The sequence below is a fragment of the Chitinophaga vietnamensis genome (assembly GCF_902167635.1).
GTDB lineage: Bacteria > Bacteroidota > Bacteroidia > Chitinophagales > Chitinophagaceae > Chitinophaga > Chitinophaga vietnamensis.
On sequence record NZ_CABHMS010000009.1, the window covers coordinates 256,189 to 274,516 of the forward strand.

16 protein-coding genes are annotated in these 18,328 nt (G+C 49.1%); 7 read left to right on the forward strand and 9 right to left on the reverse strand.

Features of this window, described 5'->3' with window-relative positions; genetic code table 11:
- Nucleotides 1-13: 13 nt before the first annotated feature.
- Both FPG75_RS22965 and FPG75_RS22970 read right to left on the reverse strand, forming a co-directional pair.
- Complete coding sequence (locus tag FPG75_RS22965; protein WP_143310373.1) at nucleotides 14-1,180, reverse strand: 1-deoxy-D-xylulose-5-phosphate reductoisomerase; 1,167 nt, start codon at nucleotides 1,178-1,180, stop codon at nucleotides 14-16.
- A gap of 85 nt (nucleotides 1,181-1,265) precedes the next feature.
- Nucleotides 1,266-2,762 carry a GH3 auxin-responsive promoter family protein gene (locus tag FPG75_RS22970; RefSeq protein WP_143310375.1) on the reverse strand — a complete coding sequence of 499 codons (1,497 nt, stop codon included), beginning with the start codon at nucleotides 2,760-2,762 and terminating at the stop codon, nucleotides 1,266-1,268.
- Between the two features lie 300 nt (nucleotides 2,763-3,062).
- On the opposite strand from FPG75_RS22970, the gene rplU reads away from it, so the two are divergent.
- From rplU to FPG75_RS23005, 7 genes are all read left to right on the forward strand, one after another.
- Nucleotides 3,063-3,419, forward strand: a complete 357-nt coding sequence (gene rplU / locus FPG75_RS22975; protein WP_236652880.1) for a 50S ribosomal protein L21 — start codon at nucleotides 3,063-3,065, stop codon at nucleotides 3,417-3,419.
- 56 nt (nucleotides 3,420-3,475) lie between these two features.
- Entirely contained in the window at nucleotides 3,476-3,754 is a 279-nt protein-coding gene (gene rpmA, locus FPG75_RS22980) for a 50S ribosomal protein L27 (RefSeq protein ID WP_143310376.1), read from the forward strand.
- A 65-nt stretch (nucleotides 3,755-3,819) separates the two neighbouring features.
- Nucleotides 3,820-4,200, forward strand: coding sequence for a histone (locus tag FPG75_RS22985; protein ID WP_143310378.1), 381 nt, complete (start codon nucleotides 3,820-3,822; stop codon nucleotides 4,198-4,200).
- Nucleotides 4,201-4,461: 261 nt separating this feature from the next.
- Entirely contained in the window at nucleotides 4,462-6,150 is a 1,689-nt protein-coding gene (locus FPG75_RS22990; RefSeq protein ID WP_143310379.1) for a DNA polymerase/3'-5' exonuclease PolX, read from the forward strand.
- Nucleotides 6,147-6,866, forward strand: a complete 720-nt coding sequence (locus FPG75_RS22995; RefSeq protein ID WP_143310381.1) for a PrsW family intramembrane metalloprotease — start codon at nucleotides 6,147-6,149, stop codon at nucleotides 6,864-6,866. The genes FPG75_RS22990 and FPG75_RS22995 overlap by 4 nt, the downstream gene beginning before the upstream one ends.
- Nucleotides 6,863-7,498, forward strand: coding sequence for a DsbA family protein (locus FPG75_RS23000; protein ID WP_143310382.1), 636 nt, complete (start codon nucleotides 6,863-6,865; stop codon nucleotides 7,496-7,498). The genes FPG75_RS22995 and FPG75_RS23000 overlap by 4 nt, the downstream gene beginning before the upstream one ends.
- A gap of 12 nt (nucleotides 7,499-7,510) precedes the next feature.
- Nucleotides 7,511-8,005: a GNAT family N-acetyltransferase gene (locus tag FPG75_RS23005; RefSeq protein ID WP_201748001.1), complete on the forward strand. Its 495-nt coding sequence runs from the start codon at nucleotides 7,511-7,513 to the stop codon at nucleotides 8,003-8,005.
- A 269-nt stretch (nucleotides 8,006-8,274) separates the two neighbouring features.
- Here the strand turns inward: FPG75_RS23005 and FPG75_RS23010 are convergent, their stop codons facing one another.
- The 7 genes from FPG75_RS23010 to FPG75_RS23040 form a co-directional block, all read right to left on the reverse strand.
- A complete protein-coding gene (locus FPG75_RS23010; protein ID WP_143310386.1) occupies nucleotides 8,275-9,654 on the reverse strand; it encodes a di-heme oxidoreductase family protein in 1,380 nt (459 codons plus the stop codon).
- Between the two features lie 7 nt (nucleotides 9,655-9,661).
- Nucleotides 9,662-10,735, reverse strand: coding sequence for an imelysin family protein (locus tag FPG75_RS23015; RefSeq protein ID WP_143310387.1), 1,074 nt, complete (start codon nucleotides 10,733-10,735; stop codon nucleotides 9,662-9,664).
- A 9-nt stretch (nucleotides 10,736-10,744) separates the two neighbouring features.
- Nucleotides 10,745-11,179 carry a Rieske 2Fe-2S domain-containing protein gene (locus FPG75_RS23020; RefSeq protein WP_143310388.1) on the reverse strand — a complete coding sequence of 145 codons (435 nt, stop codon included), beginning with the start codon at nucleotides 11,177-11,179 and terminating at the stop codon, nucleotides 10,745-10,747.
- A 10-nt stretch (nucleotides 11,180-11,189) separates the two neighbouring features.
- Nucleotides 11,190-12,437: a porin family protein gene (locus tag FPG75_RS23025; RefSeq protein WP_143310390.1), complete on the reverse strand. Its 1,248-nt coding sequence runs from the start codon at nucleotides 12,435-12,437 to the stop codon at nucleotides 11,190-11,192.
- A 312-nt stretch (nucleotides 12,438-12,749) separates the two neighbouring features.
- Nucleotides 12,750-15,233: a Calx-beta domain-containing protein gene (locus FPG75_RS23030; RefSeq protein WP_143310391.1), complete on the reverse strand. Its 2,484-nt coding sequence runs from the start codon at nucleotides 15,231-15,233 to the stop codon at nucleotides 12,750-12,752.
- 32 nt (nucleotides 15,234-15,265) lie between these two features.
- Nucleotides 15,266-17,377 (reverse strand): OmpA family protein, encoded by a 2,112-nt coding sequence (locus FPG75_RS23035; RefSeq protein WP_161596896.1) that lies wholly within the window; start codon nucleotides 17,375-17,377, stop codon nucleotides 15,266-15,268.
- Between the two features lie 30 nt (nucleotides 17,378-17,407).
- On the reverse strand, nucleotides 17,408-18,319 hold the full coding sequence (locus FPG75_RS23040; protein ID WP_143310393.1) for a PorP/SprF family type IX secretion system membrane protein: 912 nt from the start codon (nucleotides 18,317-18,319) through the stop codon (nucleotides 17,408-17,410).
- Between the last annotated feature and the right edge of the window lie 9 nt (nucleotides 18,320-18,328).

Genomic DNA, 18,328 nt, shown 5'->3' on the forward strand with positions numbered 1-18,328 from the left:
TTTTTAATGATTATCAGATCACGATAGAATTGATGAGGGAGGCCGCATGTTCCCGGGCGGCGTTATCTGCCTCATAATAATCGCTCAGGGTGGGCGTTTCCACGAACGGTATTTTAACCATTGTTTCTTCTATCACCTCTGTCATTTGCAGGAAGCCGATCCTGTTTTTCAGGAAGGCGTTCACCACCTCTTCGTTGGCCGCATTCATGACGCAGGCGGCATTACCGCCCTTCTGCATCGCTTCCATTGCGATGGCAAGGTTACGGAATGTTTTTGTATCCGGCTGCTCAAATGTGAGGGAAGGATAATTCCTGAAGGAGAAACGTGGAAATTCGTTGGCCAGGCGGTCGGGATAACCGAGTGCGTACTGGATGGGCAACTTCATGTCGGGCAGGCCCATCTGGGCTTTCAGGGAGCCGTCTATAAATTGCACCATGGAATGTATGATCGACTGCGGATGCACCACCACTTCTATATTCTCCGGAGAAAGACCGAAAAGCCAGCGTGCCTCGATCATTTCCAGCCCTTTGTTCATAAGGGTGGCGGAGTCGATCGTGATCTTGGCGCCCATGCTCCAGTTGGGATGTTGCAGGGCATGGTCTTTCTTAACATTGATAAGGAAATTCGGTTTCTTGCCGAGAAAAGGACCGCCGGAAGCGGTGAGTATCACTTTCTCCACTTTGCTGAAAGGCTCTCCCAGCAAGCATTGGAAGATGGCCGAATGTTCTGAGTCCACCGGGATAATGGGCACGTTCTTGCGACGGGCAGTGGCCATTACAATATCACCGGCTACCACCAATGTTTCTTTGTTGGCCAGCGCGATGGGCGTTCCCTGCTCAATGGCTGCCAGCGTAGGAGCCAATCCGGCAAAGCCCATAATAGCTGCCAGCATCATATCTATCGTGGACCAGGAAGCCACTTCCACCATGGCTTTCGCGCCTGCGAATACTTTGATGCCTTTATCAAACAATACATCCTTTACCAGTTTGTATTTCTCTTCATTTCCTATCACAACGGCATTGGGCTTGAATTTCAATGCCTGTTCAATCAGCAGGTCTGCGTTCTGCTGTGCGGTCAGCACTTCCACACTAAACCTGTCGGGATGCGCCGCTATCACATCCAGTGCCTGTATGCCAATTGAGCCGGTAGACCCGAAGATGGCAATTTTTCGTTTATTCATTACGGTGATTTACTTTTTCAGATAACAAAAACGACGCGCAGCCCGGAAAGCCTCCGGCCGCCGCGTATTACGGTCCATTCAGCCATCATTGCAAATACTGCTTCAGTTCATCTGCCAGTTTGCGGTCGTTACTCAAACGTGGCACTTTGTTCTGACCGCCCAGTTTTCCAATAGCTTTCATATAGTCGATAAAGCCGTGTTTGCGCACTGGCCTGATCTTCAGGGGTTGTAATATGTTTCCTGTTAAAAGGTCGTTATAATAAATGTTCTTCTGTCGCAGGTTAATATCCACTTTCTTCGCAAACGCTTCCATGTTCAACGGCAGGTTCTCAAATTCAACGAACCATTCGTGGAATGGCAGTTCGCCATTGGTTTGTACCATGGGCGCCACGGTAAATTCCGTGATGTGCACATTCTCTTCTGCGGCGGCTTTCATCAGGCTGTGCTCTACTTCTTCCCCGATTACGTGCTCGCCGAAAGCGGAGATGAAATGTTTGATACGGCCTGTTACCAGCAAGCGGTAAGGGTTGGTGGAGACGAACTTCACGGTATCGCCGATGTTATATCCCCAGAGCCCGGCGTTATTGTTGATGATCAGAGCGTAATTTACGCCGGTTTGTACATCTTTGAGCGACAGTCGCGTAGGATTTTCATCAAAAATTTCCTGTGCGGGGATAAACTCGTAATAGATGCCGGAATTGGTGTTGAGCAGGAGCCCTTCCTGTTCCTGCGAATCCTGGAAAGCAAAGAAGCCTTCCGAGGCCGGGAATGTTTCGATGGTGTGGATCGGCGCGCCGATAGAGGCCATGAGCTTGGCGCGGTAAGGTTCAAAGTTCACGCCGCCATATACCATCACATCAAAATTCTTGAATATCTCTTTGATCCGTTTGCCATTGCTGCGTTCCATGAGGCGGTCGAAATACATCTGCACCCATGGCGGTATGCCGCTGATCAGCGTCATATCCTGGTTGAAGGTTTCTTCTACTATTTTGTCCAGTTTGGTCTCCCAGTCGTCAATGCAATTGGTTTCGTAGGAAGGCAGCTGGTTGGTACGGAGGTAGCGCGGGATGTGATGGTTCACGATACCGCTGAGACGCCCGGTGGGTATGCCTCCTACCCTTTCCAGCTCGGGGGAGCCGGAGAGGAATATCATCTTGCCATCGGCGAAGCTGGAGTTCCCCGTTTCTCCCATATAGTTCAGCAGCGCGTTGCGGGCAGTGTCTATATGATTGGAGATAGAGTCTTTGGAGATGGGAATATATTTAACCCCGCTGGTGGTGCCGGATGTTTTGGCCAGATAGATGGGCTGTCCTTTCCAGAGTACGTTCTGTTTTCCTTCTTTGATCCTTTCTATATAAGGTTTGAACTGCTCGTAATCGCGCACCGGGATGGCCTGTTTAAAATCATCATAGGTGTGTACGGCCTCCAGTTTGTGTTCTGTCCCGAACTCTGTTTTCTTGCCTGTCTTGATCAGCTCCTCCAGGATGTTTGCCTGGTCTTCCACCGCCCTTGTCATCTCCTTCCTGATCTTGTTGTAGACGATGGAAGCAAATGGTTTGGCCAGCAGTGATTTAAACTTCATGCCCTTTATTTTATGATTGAGAGATTGAGGGGCCGTGTATCCGGAGGCAGCACGCAGCTGGTGTTGGCGCCCGGGTACGCGGACCTGTACATCTTGTTTAATCCTTGTGTAAACGACAAATGTATATAAAATTGCGTTGCTTTGTATGGCAAAATAACTGTTTTTCGCGGACGAGGGCCATATATAAGATTTTGTTAAAAAAATCTAAAATTCAGGAAAGTACGTATCTTTGAAATGATTAAGCTTTAGGGTGTTGAATACATGATTTTACGCATGTGAATTAAAAAATGCCTTAAAACTTTGTCAATTCAAAAAACAAATGGTACTTTTGCGGAAATTATATTTTGGATAATTATGTTTGCAGTTGTAAAAATCGCAGGTCAGCAATTTAAAGTACAAAAAGACCAGGAAATTTTTGTACAGCAGTTACAAGGAAATATCGGTGATAAAGTGGAGTTTTCCGAAGTACTGTTGACAGACAATGCTGGTAAGCTGGCTGTAGGTACTGATGTAAAATCAGTAGTAAAAGCAGAAATCTTGGGACATGTTCAGGGCGATAAAGTAATCGCTTTCAAAATGAAGAGAAGAAAAGGCTTCAGAAAGAAAGTTGGTCACCGTACCCATTTCACTAAGATCAAAATCAACGATATCGCTTAATTTGTACGTTAAGTGAACTTATTTTATTAGACAACGTTTTTTAAAGTTATTATACAATGGCACATAAAAAGGGTGAAGGTAGTGTAAAGAACGGCCGCGACTCCCAAAGCAAAAGGCTGGGCGTTAAAATTTTTGGTGGTCAACCTGCTATCGCTGGCAACATTATTGTACGTCAGAGAGGCACAGTTTATCACGCTGGTCAAAACGTAGGTATTGGTAAAGATTTTACCATTTTCGCAGTAGCTGACGGTGTAGTAGAATTCAGAAAAGGTCGCGAAAACAAAACTTACGTTTCTGTTAAAGCATTTGACACCACTGCTCAGGCGGAAGCCTAAGTCAGTGTTTGCCATAAAGTTTTTTTATACCCAATTATTTTTTACTAACCCAAATTCAAAAAACAATGGCAACAATTAAAAAAGCGGCTGCTAAAAAAGCTGCGCCTAAAAAGAAAGCTGCTGCTAAGAAAGCCGCTCCTAAAAAGAAAGCTGCTGCTAAAAAAGCAACTGCTAAAAAAGCTGCTCCTAAAAAGAAAGCTGCCGCTAAAAAAGCAACTGCTAAGAAAGCTGCTCCTAAAAAAGCCGCTGCTAAAAAAGCAACTGCTAAGAAAGCTGCTCCTAAAAAGAAAGCTGCTGCTAAGAAAGCCGCTCCTAAAAAGAAAGCTGCTGCTAAGAAAGCTGCTCCTAAAAAGAAAGCCGCTGCTAAAAAACCTGCTGCTAAGAAGAAAGCTCCTGCTAAAAAAGCACCTGCCGCTCCTGCAGCACCAGCATCTCCGGCTATGTAAGATCGGATTTACAAAATGTAGTTATAAGGGTCCTGGTAATACCAGGACCTTTTTTTTTGCGCGCGAAGGTTGTCTGGCTCAGGATTTAATGATTGAAAGGATTACCAGGATTTTTTTACAGGATTAATAAAGATTAAAAAAAGATTTTCGAGTAGATCTTCGCGATCCCTTCTTTAATCCTGTAAAAAAATCCTGGTAATCCTTTCAATCATTAAATCCTGAGCCAGACAACCTTCGCGAAAATCTCCGTAATTTCACTACATGGACAATTACTCAATAGCCGATAACTTCTCCCTCCTGTCTAAACTCATGGACATACACGGAGAAAATAGCTTCAAAGCAAAATCATTTGCCAGCGCCGCTTTTACCATAGAAAAGCTACCCACCCAACTGAAAGATACCCCCCGCGAAGATATCTTCCGCATCAAAGGCATTGGAGAATCTACCGGGAAAAGCATCCTCGAAATGCTCGATACACAACAGTTTGGCCTGCTCGATCACTACCTGCAGGTCACACCGCCGGGCATCCTTGAGATCATGAAAATAAAAGGCCTCGGCCCCAAGAAAATAGCCACCATCTGGAAAGAACTGGAAGTGGAAACCATGGGCGAACTACTCTATGCCTGCAACGAAAACCGCCTGCTGCTACTCAAAGGCTTCGGCGAAAAAACGCAGGACAACGTCCGCCAGAATATCGAATTCTATCTCTCTAACCGGCACCGCTTCCTCTTCGCTGAAGTAGAAGCCATCGGTAACAACCTGGAAAAACAGTTACAGGAACTGTTCGCTCCCGCGAAAGTGGCGCTCACCGGCGCTTTCCGCCGCAACCTTCCCATCATTGATGAAATAGAAATACTTATCGCCGCACCTGCGGATACAATACAACAAAAGCTCGCCGCATTGCCAGGCCTTCAACTGCAATCCGCCACCAACGGAGATAGCGTATGGACGCTGGAAGAAAGGATCAAAGTGGTGACACACGCCTGCGAAGCCGCCGATTTCTATCAACAACTCTTTCTTACTACCGGCGCCCCGGCATTCATCGATCAATTCAATGCCGCCGGCGGCCATACCGCACTGCTGCAAGCCAATTCGGAAGAAGATATCTTCACGGCCGCCGGCATGGACTATATCGAGCCATGCCTCCGTGAAGGCGGCGCAGAAATCGCACAGGCACGCCAGCATCAGCTGCCAGCGCTCATCACCACCGCTGATATCAAAGGGATCATCCACTCCCACAGCCAGTGGAGCGATGGCCTCGACACACTCGAAGAAATGGCGCTTGCCGCCAGGAACCAGGGCTTCGAATATCTCGCGATTAGCGACCACTCCCGCTCCGCTTTCTATGCCAATGGCCTCGATGCAGAAAGAGTGCTCGCACAACAATCTCAGATCGATGAACTGAATCAGCAACTCGCGCCCTTCCGCATCTTCAAAAGCATTGAAGCAGATATCCTCAACGATGGCGCACTCGACTATCCGGATGAGATATTAGCCACCTTCGACCTGGTCATCGCCTCGGTGCACTCCAACCTGAAAATGACGGAAGATAAAGCCATGGCGCGTTTGCTCAAAGCGATAGAAAACCCGTACACCACCATACTCGGCCACATGACCGGCCGGCTGCTCCTCAGCAGGAACGGATACCCCGTAGATCATAAAGCCATCATCGACGCCTGCGCTGCCCACAACGTAGCCATCGAACTCAACGCCCATCCACGCCGCCTCGATATCGACTGGACCTGGCTTTCCTATGCACGCGAAAAAAATGTGCTCATCTCCATCGATCCGGATGCGCATAGCATCAAAGGATTTCATGACGTGCATTATGGCGCCCTCGCAGCACGTAAAGGCGGTATCACAAAAGCTAACAATCTTAGCAGCTTCTCCGCCGATATGCTCGGGAACTACCTGATCAACAGAAAAAAAAGTAAAAACCTGCTCCCATGAAACTATTGGCACTAGCCGTTGCACCAGGGTTTGCCATCTCCCTGCTCTTCTACAAGCTGGACAAATACGACCGCGAACCGGTAGGCCTGCTCCTGCGTTGCTTTCTGCTGGGAATGGTATGCGTAATACTGCCCCTGTTCATACAAGGCTATGCCACCTCCGTACTCGGATTGCACGAAAACGACGGCACCATCGTCGGCACTGCGGCCTTTGCATACGGCATTGTAGGCGTATCTGAAGAACTGGCAAAGTTCCTCGTATTACGCTTCTACGCGTATCCTAAAAAGGATTTCAATGAACCGATGGATGGTATCGTATATGCCGTAATGATAGGAATGGGATTCGCTACATTGGAGAACATCGCATATGTGGCGCGTTTCGGCGTAGGCACCGGCGTAGCGCGCATGTTCCTCTCGGTGCCCGCCCATGCTACATTTGCCGTGCTGATGGGCTATTACGCCGGTCTTGCCAAATTTATACCGGCACAAAGGGAAGCCCTGCTGCTGCGCGCTTTCACCATCGCGGTATTCTTCCACGGCACCTATGATTTCTTCCTCTTCACCGGTAATAGTATATTGCTGCTCGGCGCATCGGTGATCACTTTGCTGTTTGCGGTGAGACTATCGATAAAGGCTATACGAAAAGACAGGGAGCTCTCCCGGCAGCTGCATGAAAATCATTACTTTGAGGAGCAACAAAACAATGAGCATACATGAAACTGATATACGTCTATGATCCTCTCTGCGGCTGGTGCTACGGTTTTACGCCCGTGATACAGCAATTACAGGCCGCGCAGGGCAACAATATGACATTTGAAATACTCACTGGCGGCATGATCACCGGCAGTAACCGTCATCCCTTCTCTACCATGGAAGCTTATATTCAAAAAGCGCATACCAGTGTGGAAGAGATGACCGGCGTGAAATTCGGAGCGGCTTTCCTCCATAAACTGCTCCCCTCGCAGGAATTGATGGATTCGGAAAAGCCGGGTATTGCGCTGACGGTGTTCAAAGGTTATCAACCTGATAATGCCATCAACTTTACACATGATATGCAGGTGGCCATGAATTATGATGGCATCAGCCTCAATCACGACGATACCTACCGCACGTTGATCAGTAAATATCATCTGCCGGAAGATGAGTTCATCAGCCGCCTGCATGATGAACATTACCGTTACGAAACACAGCAGGAGTTCCAGCTGGTACAGAACTGGGGCATCACCGGCTTTCCTGCTGCCATACTGGATACAGGCAAGCAACTCTACCTCTGCGCAAGAGGATATACGCCGCTTGAGCGCCTGCAACAAACCATCGACAACATTATCAAAGAAAGCAACGCCTCTTAAAAAATCTTTCAGATGTATCAGATAAAAGCCGCTACCACCGCTGAAATCCCGGTTATACAGGATCTTACAGAAAAGATATGGCGCCCGACCTACCGGGAGCTGCTTACACCGGAACAGATCAACTATATGATCGATATGATGTACAGCACCGCTTCGCTGAACCGCCAGATCAATGAACTGAGCCATCATTTCGTGATCCTCCATGATGATGAAACACCCATCGGGTTTGCCGCTTACAGTCATACAGATCGCCCGGAAGTGTATAAACTGCATAAGATATATCTCTCGCTCGACTATCAGGGAAAAGGCGTGGGCAAGTTCCTGCTCAATGGCGTGGCCGATCGCGTGAAAGCGCTGGGCGCCCATATATTGGAACTGGATGTGAACCGCTTCAATAAGGCAAGGAATTTTTACGAAAAGCAGGGATTTACCGTGATCAAAGAGAAGGTAACAGATATCGGGAATGGTTATATCATGGATGATTATGTAATGCAAAAACCATTATAAAAAAAGAGCCCGGTAAGGACATACCAGGCTTTTCCCAAGTTAACCATTAAAAGACACAACTCTTATATTCTTAAATATGTTGATTCGGTTAATAGCAGATTAAGAAAGATGATGAATTAATACGGGGCCGATCCAAGGTGCCTCATGCTTAATTACTCACCTTCACTTTTACATACGGCTAATTAATGCAGCCGGATTTAGCTTTACATAAAAAACCTGCATCTTTTATATTTTAATATAAAAGATGCAGGTTTTTAGTTTATTAATTCTTATAAAGACTTCAGAAAGAGGATGAGATGTTCCCTTTCAGTTGCCGTGAGGCGGGTGAACTGCGTTTTGGCGGCAGCGGCTTCGCCATCGTGCCAGAGGATGGCTTCTTCCAGGCTGCGTGCGCGGCCATCGTGGAGATAATAAGGCGTGCCATTTGTTTTTTCGAAGAGGCCTATTCCCCACAGCGCGGGCGTTTTCCATTCGTTGCCATCGGCTTTGAAATCAGGGCGGCCATCTGCGAGTCCGGCGCCCATATCGTGCAATAACAGATCCGTGTAAGGATGGATACGTTGATTACTCAGCGCTTTAAATCGTACATCCGTTCCCGTTTGTACAGACGGGATATGGCAGCTGGCGCACCCGATCTGTGCAAACAGCATCTCCCCTTGTTTCACCAGCGGATGCGTGGTATTGCGGCGCGCTGGCACCGCCAGCGTTTTGATATAGAACACGGTGGCATCGAGGATAGAATCCGGCAGTTCGGGATCATCGGCGAGGCCATCGTATTGCGGCTGGCCATAGCAGCTCTCCTGTGGAAACACACGGCTGGTAACGCCCATATCCTGTTGATATGCCGCGGCCACCTGCGTGAGCAAGGTGCCGGTATTGGCTTTCATGCCATAGCGGCCAAGGATGGTAGCACCTGTAACCGCATCATACACGTAGTTGGGCTTACCACTGATACCCCGGTTCTCTGCAGCCTGTTGCTGCGCGAAGCCAAGGATGGTAGCTTCGGGTATCAGGTCCAGCAGGCCGAGGCCAAAGAAAGGCGGCGCCATACGCGCCGATGTGAGCACATTGCCGGGCATCGGCGCATAGGGCGACGCAATGGTATAAGCGGGCTTGTACAAAGTAGTTTGATGACCATCCGGATACGTTACCACCTGTTCGGTATAGTTGATCAGCACTTTGGCCTCGGGCTGTTTGCCGAAGATGGCGAGGTCCTGTAACTGAAGCCCATAGCCAGGTACAGGCAAGGGTGCGCCATGCGCATCACTACCGGGCACGCTTAAACGTACCAGCATCGAAGAAGTGTTGAGGCCTGTAGTGGGGTTGCCCTTGCCATCATTATGATGACAGCTCTTGCAGCTCACATTGTTGTAGATCGGCCCCAGGCCGCTGTTTACCGGTGCGGGAGCGGTCACAAAGGTTTGCTCGGACTGTTTATCACCGAGGTCATGTACGTGTTGATCGCGTGCATTCAGTCCGGGTATGGCATGCCCGAAAGCTTTACTGGTGATATCAAAAACGGTAGACTCGCCGCCGCTGAGCTGCGGATCATAGCCGCTTTCAGCGAAGGGTTCCGCCTTGCGGCACATCATGAGCCAGGCGGGCATCGACAGCAACAAGGCCGCGATATAAATTTTTCTTATCTGCATCAGGAACCTAGTCGGTAATATTCTTGGTAACAAAATCTTTCAAAGGCCCGCTGAGCGTAGCATTGAGATCGCTGATCGCATTCATGACCTGCTGGCATTGCGTACGCTGGGAAATGATCGCCTGTTCATAAGGCACCGTGATCGCATTGAAGGAGTTGATCGCCGCCTGGAACTTTTCCTGCAAATCCTTGTTCAGTGCGGCATTGCGGGCAGATACCAGCTGATCGAGGCCTACGCCTTTGTTGCCGAGGAAATTGCCCGTATATACGTTGTATGCACCGATGATATTATTCTTGAAATCAGTAAGTGAGTTGCCGCTGAATGGCGATTCTACTGTCTTCGGGTCCTGGGCATCAAAGGGTTCTTTCATCTTACCATCTCCCACCTCTCCACAAATGCTGGTCATCGCATTCACTACTGCAATGAACACCTCCTGCTTTTTGAGATAGAGCGTGCTGCTGCCGCCGGCATTGAGCACTTTGGCGGCATAGTTGCCGCCGGAAGGCAACCAGCTGTTATGCAGCTGCTGGCAAGTGTTTTTCAGATCGGTGGTAAGGCTGATGATATATTTCATCTCCCGCGCATTGATATCGGTTGCTTTGCGTTTTCCATCTGCTCCCCATAAAATATATTCTATCGGGTGATAACCTCTGAGCGATAACGCGAGCTTTTCAATGTCAGCTACTTCCAGCGGATTGCTGCTGTTGATGATAGAATCCAGCTGCACGCGGTCTACCGGCCAGGTATCCATGCTGGGATCGTAATTATCATCTTCTACCGGGCCGAAAAGATAACCTTCACATTGTTCCCAGGTGCTGCGCATATCGCGCCAGGCCTGTTTGGCGGCGGCGAGATTTTCTTCTGTAGGCGTGGCTTTGAGGATCGTTACCTTATCATTGAAAGTGCCGGAACGCTGCGACAGATCAGCATATCCGTTGATAGCCGTTCTGTTAACGAAGTCGGTGATAAAAGTATTTTTCAGGGTATTGAAGTCTGTGCCACCTGTTGCCGGCGCATCGCTTTTGGAGCAGGAAACAGCGGTGGCTATCATCAGTCCGAAGACAATGTATCTGATCTTCATAAATAAAAATTATACGTGTATGATGAGATGTTGTTGTTGGATATCTGTTTTCAATTGCAGCAGATGCATTTCCGCAGGGCCTTTTTTCACGTTACCGTCCTTGTCGAACTGGCTGCCATGTACGCTGCAATAATATCCGCTGCCAGTGGGCACCAGCGGGTTATGCTGGTGTGTACAACGGAGCAACAATGCCTCGTAACTGTTATCGTTATTTTTACGCACCGCAATTTCGTAGGCATAATTTTTCGGGCTGATGATCTGTAGAGGAGCCGTATTGAAAAGATCGAGCGGTATTTCCACCTGGTTATTGTTCATCGCGGTCTTGAAGGTTTTAGCAGGCGTGCTACATGAAGAAAGAAAATCTGCAAGACCTACGCCCACAGCGCCTGCCACACAGGCTTTACAGGCATCTTTCAAAAAACTGCGTCTGGATGAAGCATGCATAAGAAGTGATTTAGAAAGAATAACCGATGCCGATATTGAGGAATGAGTTGTTTGTTTTATACGGTATGCGCGATGGCGAGGGATTGATCACGAGATCAGGATTTTCATCTCCTGTATGCATCAATCTTACATCTGCCTTGATCACTACATTGGGTACCGGCAGGTATCCGAGGCCTATGATCAGGTGTTGTTGCTTTTGCGTGCCATCATAAATCCCGTTATAAGGAATGGAGCTGTTGAGATCAAACATTTCATAGCGGGCGAAAACATTGAGCTGTTGCGCTTTCAGGCGGCAATGTTCCAGCACATTGTAGGCAGCTTCTGCATAAGCGCCATACATGGATTTGCTGACGTTATTAGCATAGGCGCGGTTCACCTGCGCGGCATCGGGGAAGGTAACGGCGGCGCCGAGCAACTTGAAAGCAAAACCATCGCGGGCATATTGCACATCGGCCTCGCCAAGATACATGGGCAGCGCCGCCATACCATAGCTCAGTTCCAGGCTGTCGGACTTCCGCTTATTCAACCCGTTCGTACCGCCCGCATAGCCGGACACCTGGAATTTGAAATCGTTCCAGAAGTATTGCAGGGAAGCGGTAATGGCGAGATTATTGGCGAAGGCCCCCTGGCCTTCGGCACGTCCTTCTTTAAAGCCGGTGCCATGCGAGAAAGCGGCGGAGTTAAGGCCATTCACCACCGCAATGCTGTAGCTCAGGGGCAGACGGCGCAAGCGGCCATAGAAGCCGACGCCCAGCTCCCGCCAGGTGGCGGGTATCACCACTTGCTCTACCAGCGGCCTTTCCACGCCATTGAAGTTAACCGGCAGGTGGTTTTCATTCAGCAAGCCAATACGCGGGATGAACAAACCTGCCACCACATACTGACGGGGATTGAGGTTGAAACGCAGGTAAGCCTGTTCCATGGCTATTTCGCCGGCAAAGCCATTATTTTCCTGGCCTACGCCAGCTTTGGCATTTTCCAGTTCCATCTCACTAAAAAAAGATATCTTCTGATTGAACTGATGCCCTACAAACAACACGGCACGTTCCAGTGTGGCAAAAGACATCTGCTCATTAAAGTTCCTTTGATAATAGGCCGACCCGTAGCCCGAGATCACAGTTTTGTTTTTGGCAACGCCAGCATTCAGGGAGTCTTCGTTGGTTGATAATACCAGTTTTTGTGCGGGCGTCAGCTGCTGTGCCGAAGCAACAGATACAGCCATCACACCACATACAACGGCGGAGATAATCGTTTTCATGTTGCAAATTTTGCATATCTCCAGAGACCGTTTCCCGCGAATGCGGAAAATGAGTGATCAAAGCGGAATAGTGAAGAGTTGTTTGCTCAGTTATACTGATTATAGGATTAGTTTTTCATCAGATAATAGGATTCACGAAGATCAAATCGAAATAATCTTCGTGAATTTATTTAATCGTGAAAAAAAACCTTATAACTTTAATCAGTATAATCTGAGCAAAGACAACCTTCGCAAAGAAATTCCCGCAAGGCGAAAGCCATGCGGGAATGTGTTGGTGCTTGAAACGCGTATATCGGTAATAGTATCAAGCCATTATTTGGCGGAGAGCATGGTGCCGTCGTCGGTATCGTCATCGTGGATGACGGCAACGGCTTTGTTGAGTTTAATATCCGGTGAAACGTGCAACTGGCCGGCAGTAGCGGCGGCGGTGGCATCACGGAGTTTTACGACTACGAGCGCATCGGGTTCTTTGATACGGTCGTTCACGAGGGCCACCTGGATATCAGTTTCGCTGAAGGCACAGTCGCCGGTGATCTTCACCATATCGCCGTTCATGATGATGTATTTTTTGCCGTAACGCGCCGTGCTGGATGAATCAACACCGAAATAGATATTGATATCGCTGCCGGTGCAATTGGTTTGTACGGACTGGTCGGCGGCTTTCACCAGTATACATTTGAACATGCTTACCGGAGCAGTGGCTGATTCGTTGGCGTCAGTAAGTTTGACAAGCGTTACGTAGGCCGGCTGATCCTGGATGTATTGTGATGCAGAGATGGACGTTACATCACCATTATATCCAACTACCGCTTCGTTGTCTGCTTTGATCTCGCTCAATACCAGCACTACTGTTTCTGCGAGCTCAAAACGGTTGTCGTCTTTCACTTTCACATTCAGACTGGCGGTGGAAGCGCCGCTATCAATGACGAAAGGCGCTTTGATGCTGTTCACGAAATCCGCGCCAGGCAAGGCGGTACCGTTACCGAACTTGTAGGTGAGACGTACCGGTTTAGCGGTAGCGTTGATCAATGGCGAGTTGTCGCGTTTGAAGATACCGGCGGAGAACACCACATCGGTGTTAGGTTCTGCGCCATTGCTGCCTCCTACAAATTTCACGATGGCAGGCTGGTCGAGGATAGTCACTTCTCCTTTGGCTTTGGTAAGATAGAGATCAGAGGCATCGAGCACTTCTACGTGGAAGGCTTCTTTTCCTTCGAGGAGGTTATCGCTCTTGATCGGTATCTGGATGGTTTTGGAGATGATAGCGCCGGCAGCAAATTCAGATGGAACAAAAGAGATCGTACCTTCCGTTACGTCAAAATCGCCGGGGCCCGCGCCATTCTTATGCGGGATAGTTTTATAATGTACATTCACAGGCGTGCGCACACCATTGTTTCTCAGGAAGCCGGAGAGGGTGATGGTGAGCGTGGCATTTGACAAGCCATTGAGCGGCTCTGATACTACGATATCATTGATAGATACACCGTGGCTGATCTTGATGATGCGGTTACCATCTTCATCACCGCCGCCAGCGGCGAGGATTTCGCCGGCAGGGCTCATCACCAGTGATGCCAGCGATGTTTTGGCATCGTATTTACCGAGTTGTTTGTCGAACATCAGTTCCCCGTCAGGACTGAGTTTCAGCAGGCGGTAACCTTCTTTGGTGACTACGCACATTTCATCATCTTCCGTGAGCAGCAGGTGCTGGAATACGGAGCCGATGTTTTTATTAACGACCATGCTACCGTCGGGCAGGAGTTTCACGATTTTGCCGGTACCGTTGCCGAGGTTACCACCGGCGGCCACTACTTTACCGTTCTTGCCTACTTCGAGGGCATAGAGGGCGGCATCTACTTCTTTGTTGAAAAGCTCGGTGCCATCGGGGCGGAGCTTCACGATGCGACCTTTATCTTTCTCTTCTGCGCAGGCGAATATCTGGCCGAGGTCATTTACTTTCATCGCGTTGAACTTACCGTCTACCGTGCTGTATTCTTTGTCGAATACTACTTGTCCTTCCGCGTTGATCTTGGCGATGCGGCTGGCATTGCCGGTACCATAGGCTCCGCCGCCCATAGCGAGGATAGCGCCATCTTCGAGGAGCAGCATCTTTTCAAATACGGCGCCGGGTTTGCCGAAGCTGAGTTCATATTGTTTTTCTCCCTTACCATCTACCTTCACGATGAAAGCCTTGCCCTGTCCATCTCCTACGTCGCCGCCTACGGCAACGATGTTTTCATCTTCATCGATCAGTACATTGGTGAATACGTTATGTGCGCCGAAGCCTTTATCAAATTCTACTTTACCATCGGGTGCAAACTTGGTGATGCGGGCCTGTGCAGGCTTGCTGCCATCTACGCCTACGGCGATCAGGCCACCACGGCGGTCGGCGATGATCTTGTCAAAATAGCCGCCCTGGCCATTGCCGATGCTTTTGTCAAACACTACTTCACCGGTGGCCGACAGCTTCGTGATACGGGCATTGCCGTATGCGATGGTACCGCCGCCTACCACTACCAGCTCGTTCTTTGGCAGCAGCAGCAGGTCCTGGTAAGCTACCAGCCCGCCTTTGTTCAGTTTGGTGTTATAAATAAGATTTCCACTGGCCGACAATTTGGTAATGCAACCATTGTCTGTACCGCCACCGATAGCTACAATTGCATTGTTCTCTGCAATTGCCAGTTTCTTGTACTGGTTCTTCGGCGTACCGAAGCTTTTGTTGAAGACTACCGGCATTTCCTGTGCAATGGCCTGTGCGCCTATTGCCAGGAAGAGCATTAATGAAGCAATTTTGTTCATCTCTGTAATTTTGATATACGCAAAAAAGTTATTTACAAGATCCTCACTTCACAGCGGCGGTTCACGCCCTGTACCTTTATGAACAGCTCCCTGTCGGCTGCCAGGGAATATTGTTTGGCGATCATCACCGGTTTCGTAGAGCCGTAATAGTTAACCCGGATACGGTCCGGATCCACTCCCCTGCTGCGCAGGCATTCCTGTATGTATACGGCGCGGTTCCTCGACAATGCCAGGTTATATTTCTCTGCGCCGATCACATCGGTGTGGCCATTGATCAGGATGAGGCGTTGCGGATGCGCTTTCCATACCTGGAAGATGGAATCCAGCTTGCGCCATTCCCGGTCTTGCGGCACATACGAGTTGAGATCGAAATAGATCACCCCGGGGATATGCCACAATACCCCGGCTACTTTGGCGAGGCTGTCGCCTTTCTGGGTAGCGGGATTCGGGTTTTCAGGCTGGCGCCATCCGATCCTGTCGGGAGCGGCATTGGCGCTGCGGCTGTCGCTGAAGGCGGCGGGCGCGGCTTGCGCGGCCGCTGCTGTTGGCGCTGTTACAGTGTTCACGGTATTTTGCCAGGGAATGATCTCTGGTGAGCTGTTCACGGGTTCATCGGCATAGTCCGCAACCGGGCGCTCGTTGTTGGCAATAACGGGCTCGGCTACACGTTTCACAGGCACAGGTAAAGGCTGCTGAACGGAATCATTTGAGATGTTGTCGTAGCGCTTGTCTCCTACTAAAGTCTGCTGACGGCGATCATCCGTCTGGTTCATCGTATAGGGCACTTTATCGTCATCTTTCAGCGGCTTGCCGGGATCGGGCAGGTCCAGCTGTTTCAAAGGATTTTTCTTCAGGTTGAGCACATAAATATGATCATTGTCGTGCACACCGGAGCGGTCAGAGGTAAAGTACAACAGCCGCTTATTCACATCCAGCACGGGATTCAGGTCATCGAACTGTGTATTCACCGGGTAAGGCAGATGCGCCACCCCTTCTTCCGGTTTCTTCACATTGATCACAAATATATCTTGTCCGCCAAAACCTTGCAGACCATTGGAAGAGAAAAATAACTGGTCTCCGGATACGAACGGATAAAGTTCATTACCATTGGTATTCACCGCAGGACCCATATTTACCGGCGCTTTCCACCGCTTCTCTTCCTTGTCCCAGTCGGTATAGTAGATGTCTGTTCCGCCATAACCGCCGGGCATATCGGATGCAAAGTACAAACGTTTCCCATTCGGAGCAACAGATGGATGCAGGAAAGAATAGTTATCTGCATTTTTCCCGATCTTCACCGGCACGGGTTTGCTCCAGTTGTCGTGCTCCGGCTGATAAGTGGCCTGGAGCAACTGGGTATTGTTGTTATAATTGATATAGGAATTTTTCTCGTTCTTCACCGCATCGAAACGATTGGAAGTATAGATCACTTTTTTACCATGATCGAAGAAAGAGGCCGGCCCTACTTGCAGTACGCCTTTCAGGCTGTTGCTGAAGGGTTCTACGCCATCTTCCGACACCATGTATAATTTTGAATTGGTGTAGAACGACTGTGCATCGTTCTTTTTAAAATCATTCGACAGAAATACGATGTTGTCGTTATACAATGCCAGTCCGTACTGATACCCCGGAAGGTTCAGCCGTAAACTGTCTACCCGCACATTCCGCATGGAATCGCGGTTAAAGAAAGTGTAGTAGTTCGTCAGTGATTCCTGCAGGTTGGTGAAACGTGCGTTATTCTTGTAGTTCTTCGCATAGGTTTCGGCCACTTCTTTGGCTTTGAGCACGCGGCCGGTGCGCTTCAGCAGGTCCATGTAATTGGTCACATCGCTTACCAGCACATCATTGCCGGGTTTGTACAGCAGCTCATCATAGAGGCTGAGCGTTTTTTCGAACTGCCGTGTTTCAAAATAGATGCGCGCCAGCTGCAGCTTGGCCGCGCGTAATACTTCTTCTCTTCCGCCGTTGTTGATCACGTCATTGCACAGGCTCACTGCATGCTCATATTCCTGTCTTTTGAACAGGCGGTCCGCACGCCTTACTTTGGCCATGCCATTTCCGCCTGTATGATCTTTCACGAATGCACAGGAAACAAACAGGATTACCGTACTCAGGAAAAGTATGAAGTTTCTAAAAGTTAGCATACGATCCATGATTGATGAATAGTTATTTTGTTAGAAATATCTTGGCGCTACCACTTTCCATTTCGACCAGGCGAAGCGATAGTTTACCATCAGCTCGTGCGATACGGTTTGCGCGCCCTTCAGGTTCGATTGCGTGGGCGTATCATACGAATAGCCGATCTGCAGGTTTTTGGTGGCCTGCACCTGCACCAGGCCTGTCACGGTTTTTTCAGAACGCCAGGAAGCGCCCAGCCATACCAGGTTTTTCAGCAGTATATTGGCATTGAGGTCGTATTGTACCCCACTGCCTTTTACCGCACGGATCAAAATGTTCGGCTTGATCTTTACCGCATCATTGATCGTGAAGAGATAAGCAGTTTGCAGATAGTAATGCGATTGCACCGCTACTTTATTTACACTGTTGCCCAGGTCAAAACTTTTGAAGGTGGGAGAAGAGACGCCCACAAAGAAATGATCGGTGAACAGCATGAAACCGAAGCCCACATCCGTTTTCCAGTAACTCTGGTTTTTTGCAAATACAGGATCGGAAGTGTTGAGCGCCCAGTTATCTTCCTTGTACTGCGATACGCCTCCTTTGATACCCATCGCCAGGTACAGCTTCTCATTCAGTTTCACACGCTGCGATACATTGAAGTTGACCTGCGTTTGTGAGTTCACCGTGATCTTTTCATTCATCAGCGAAAAACCCAGGCTGGTATTGGTGGCCTTCACAGGCGTATAAAATGAGGCCGTAGCCGTTTTAGGTGCACCATCCACGCCCACCCACTGGTTGCGGCCCACAGCCGTGAGGCTGGACGACTCGTCCATAGAAGGATACGCAGGGTTGATCACCATGTTGTTGAACATATATTGCGAGTAGATAGGCTCCTGCTGCGCCTGCACTTTCGCGCCGCAACAGCAGATGACCACTATACCTAGCGCTTTTATGATGTACTTTTTCATAGGTATCAA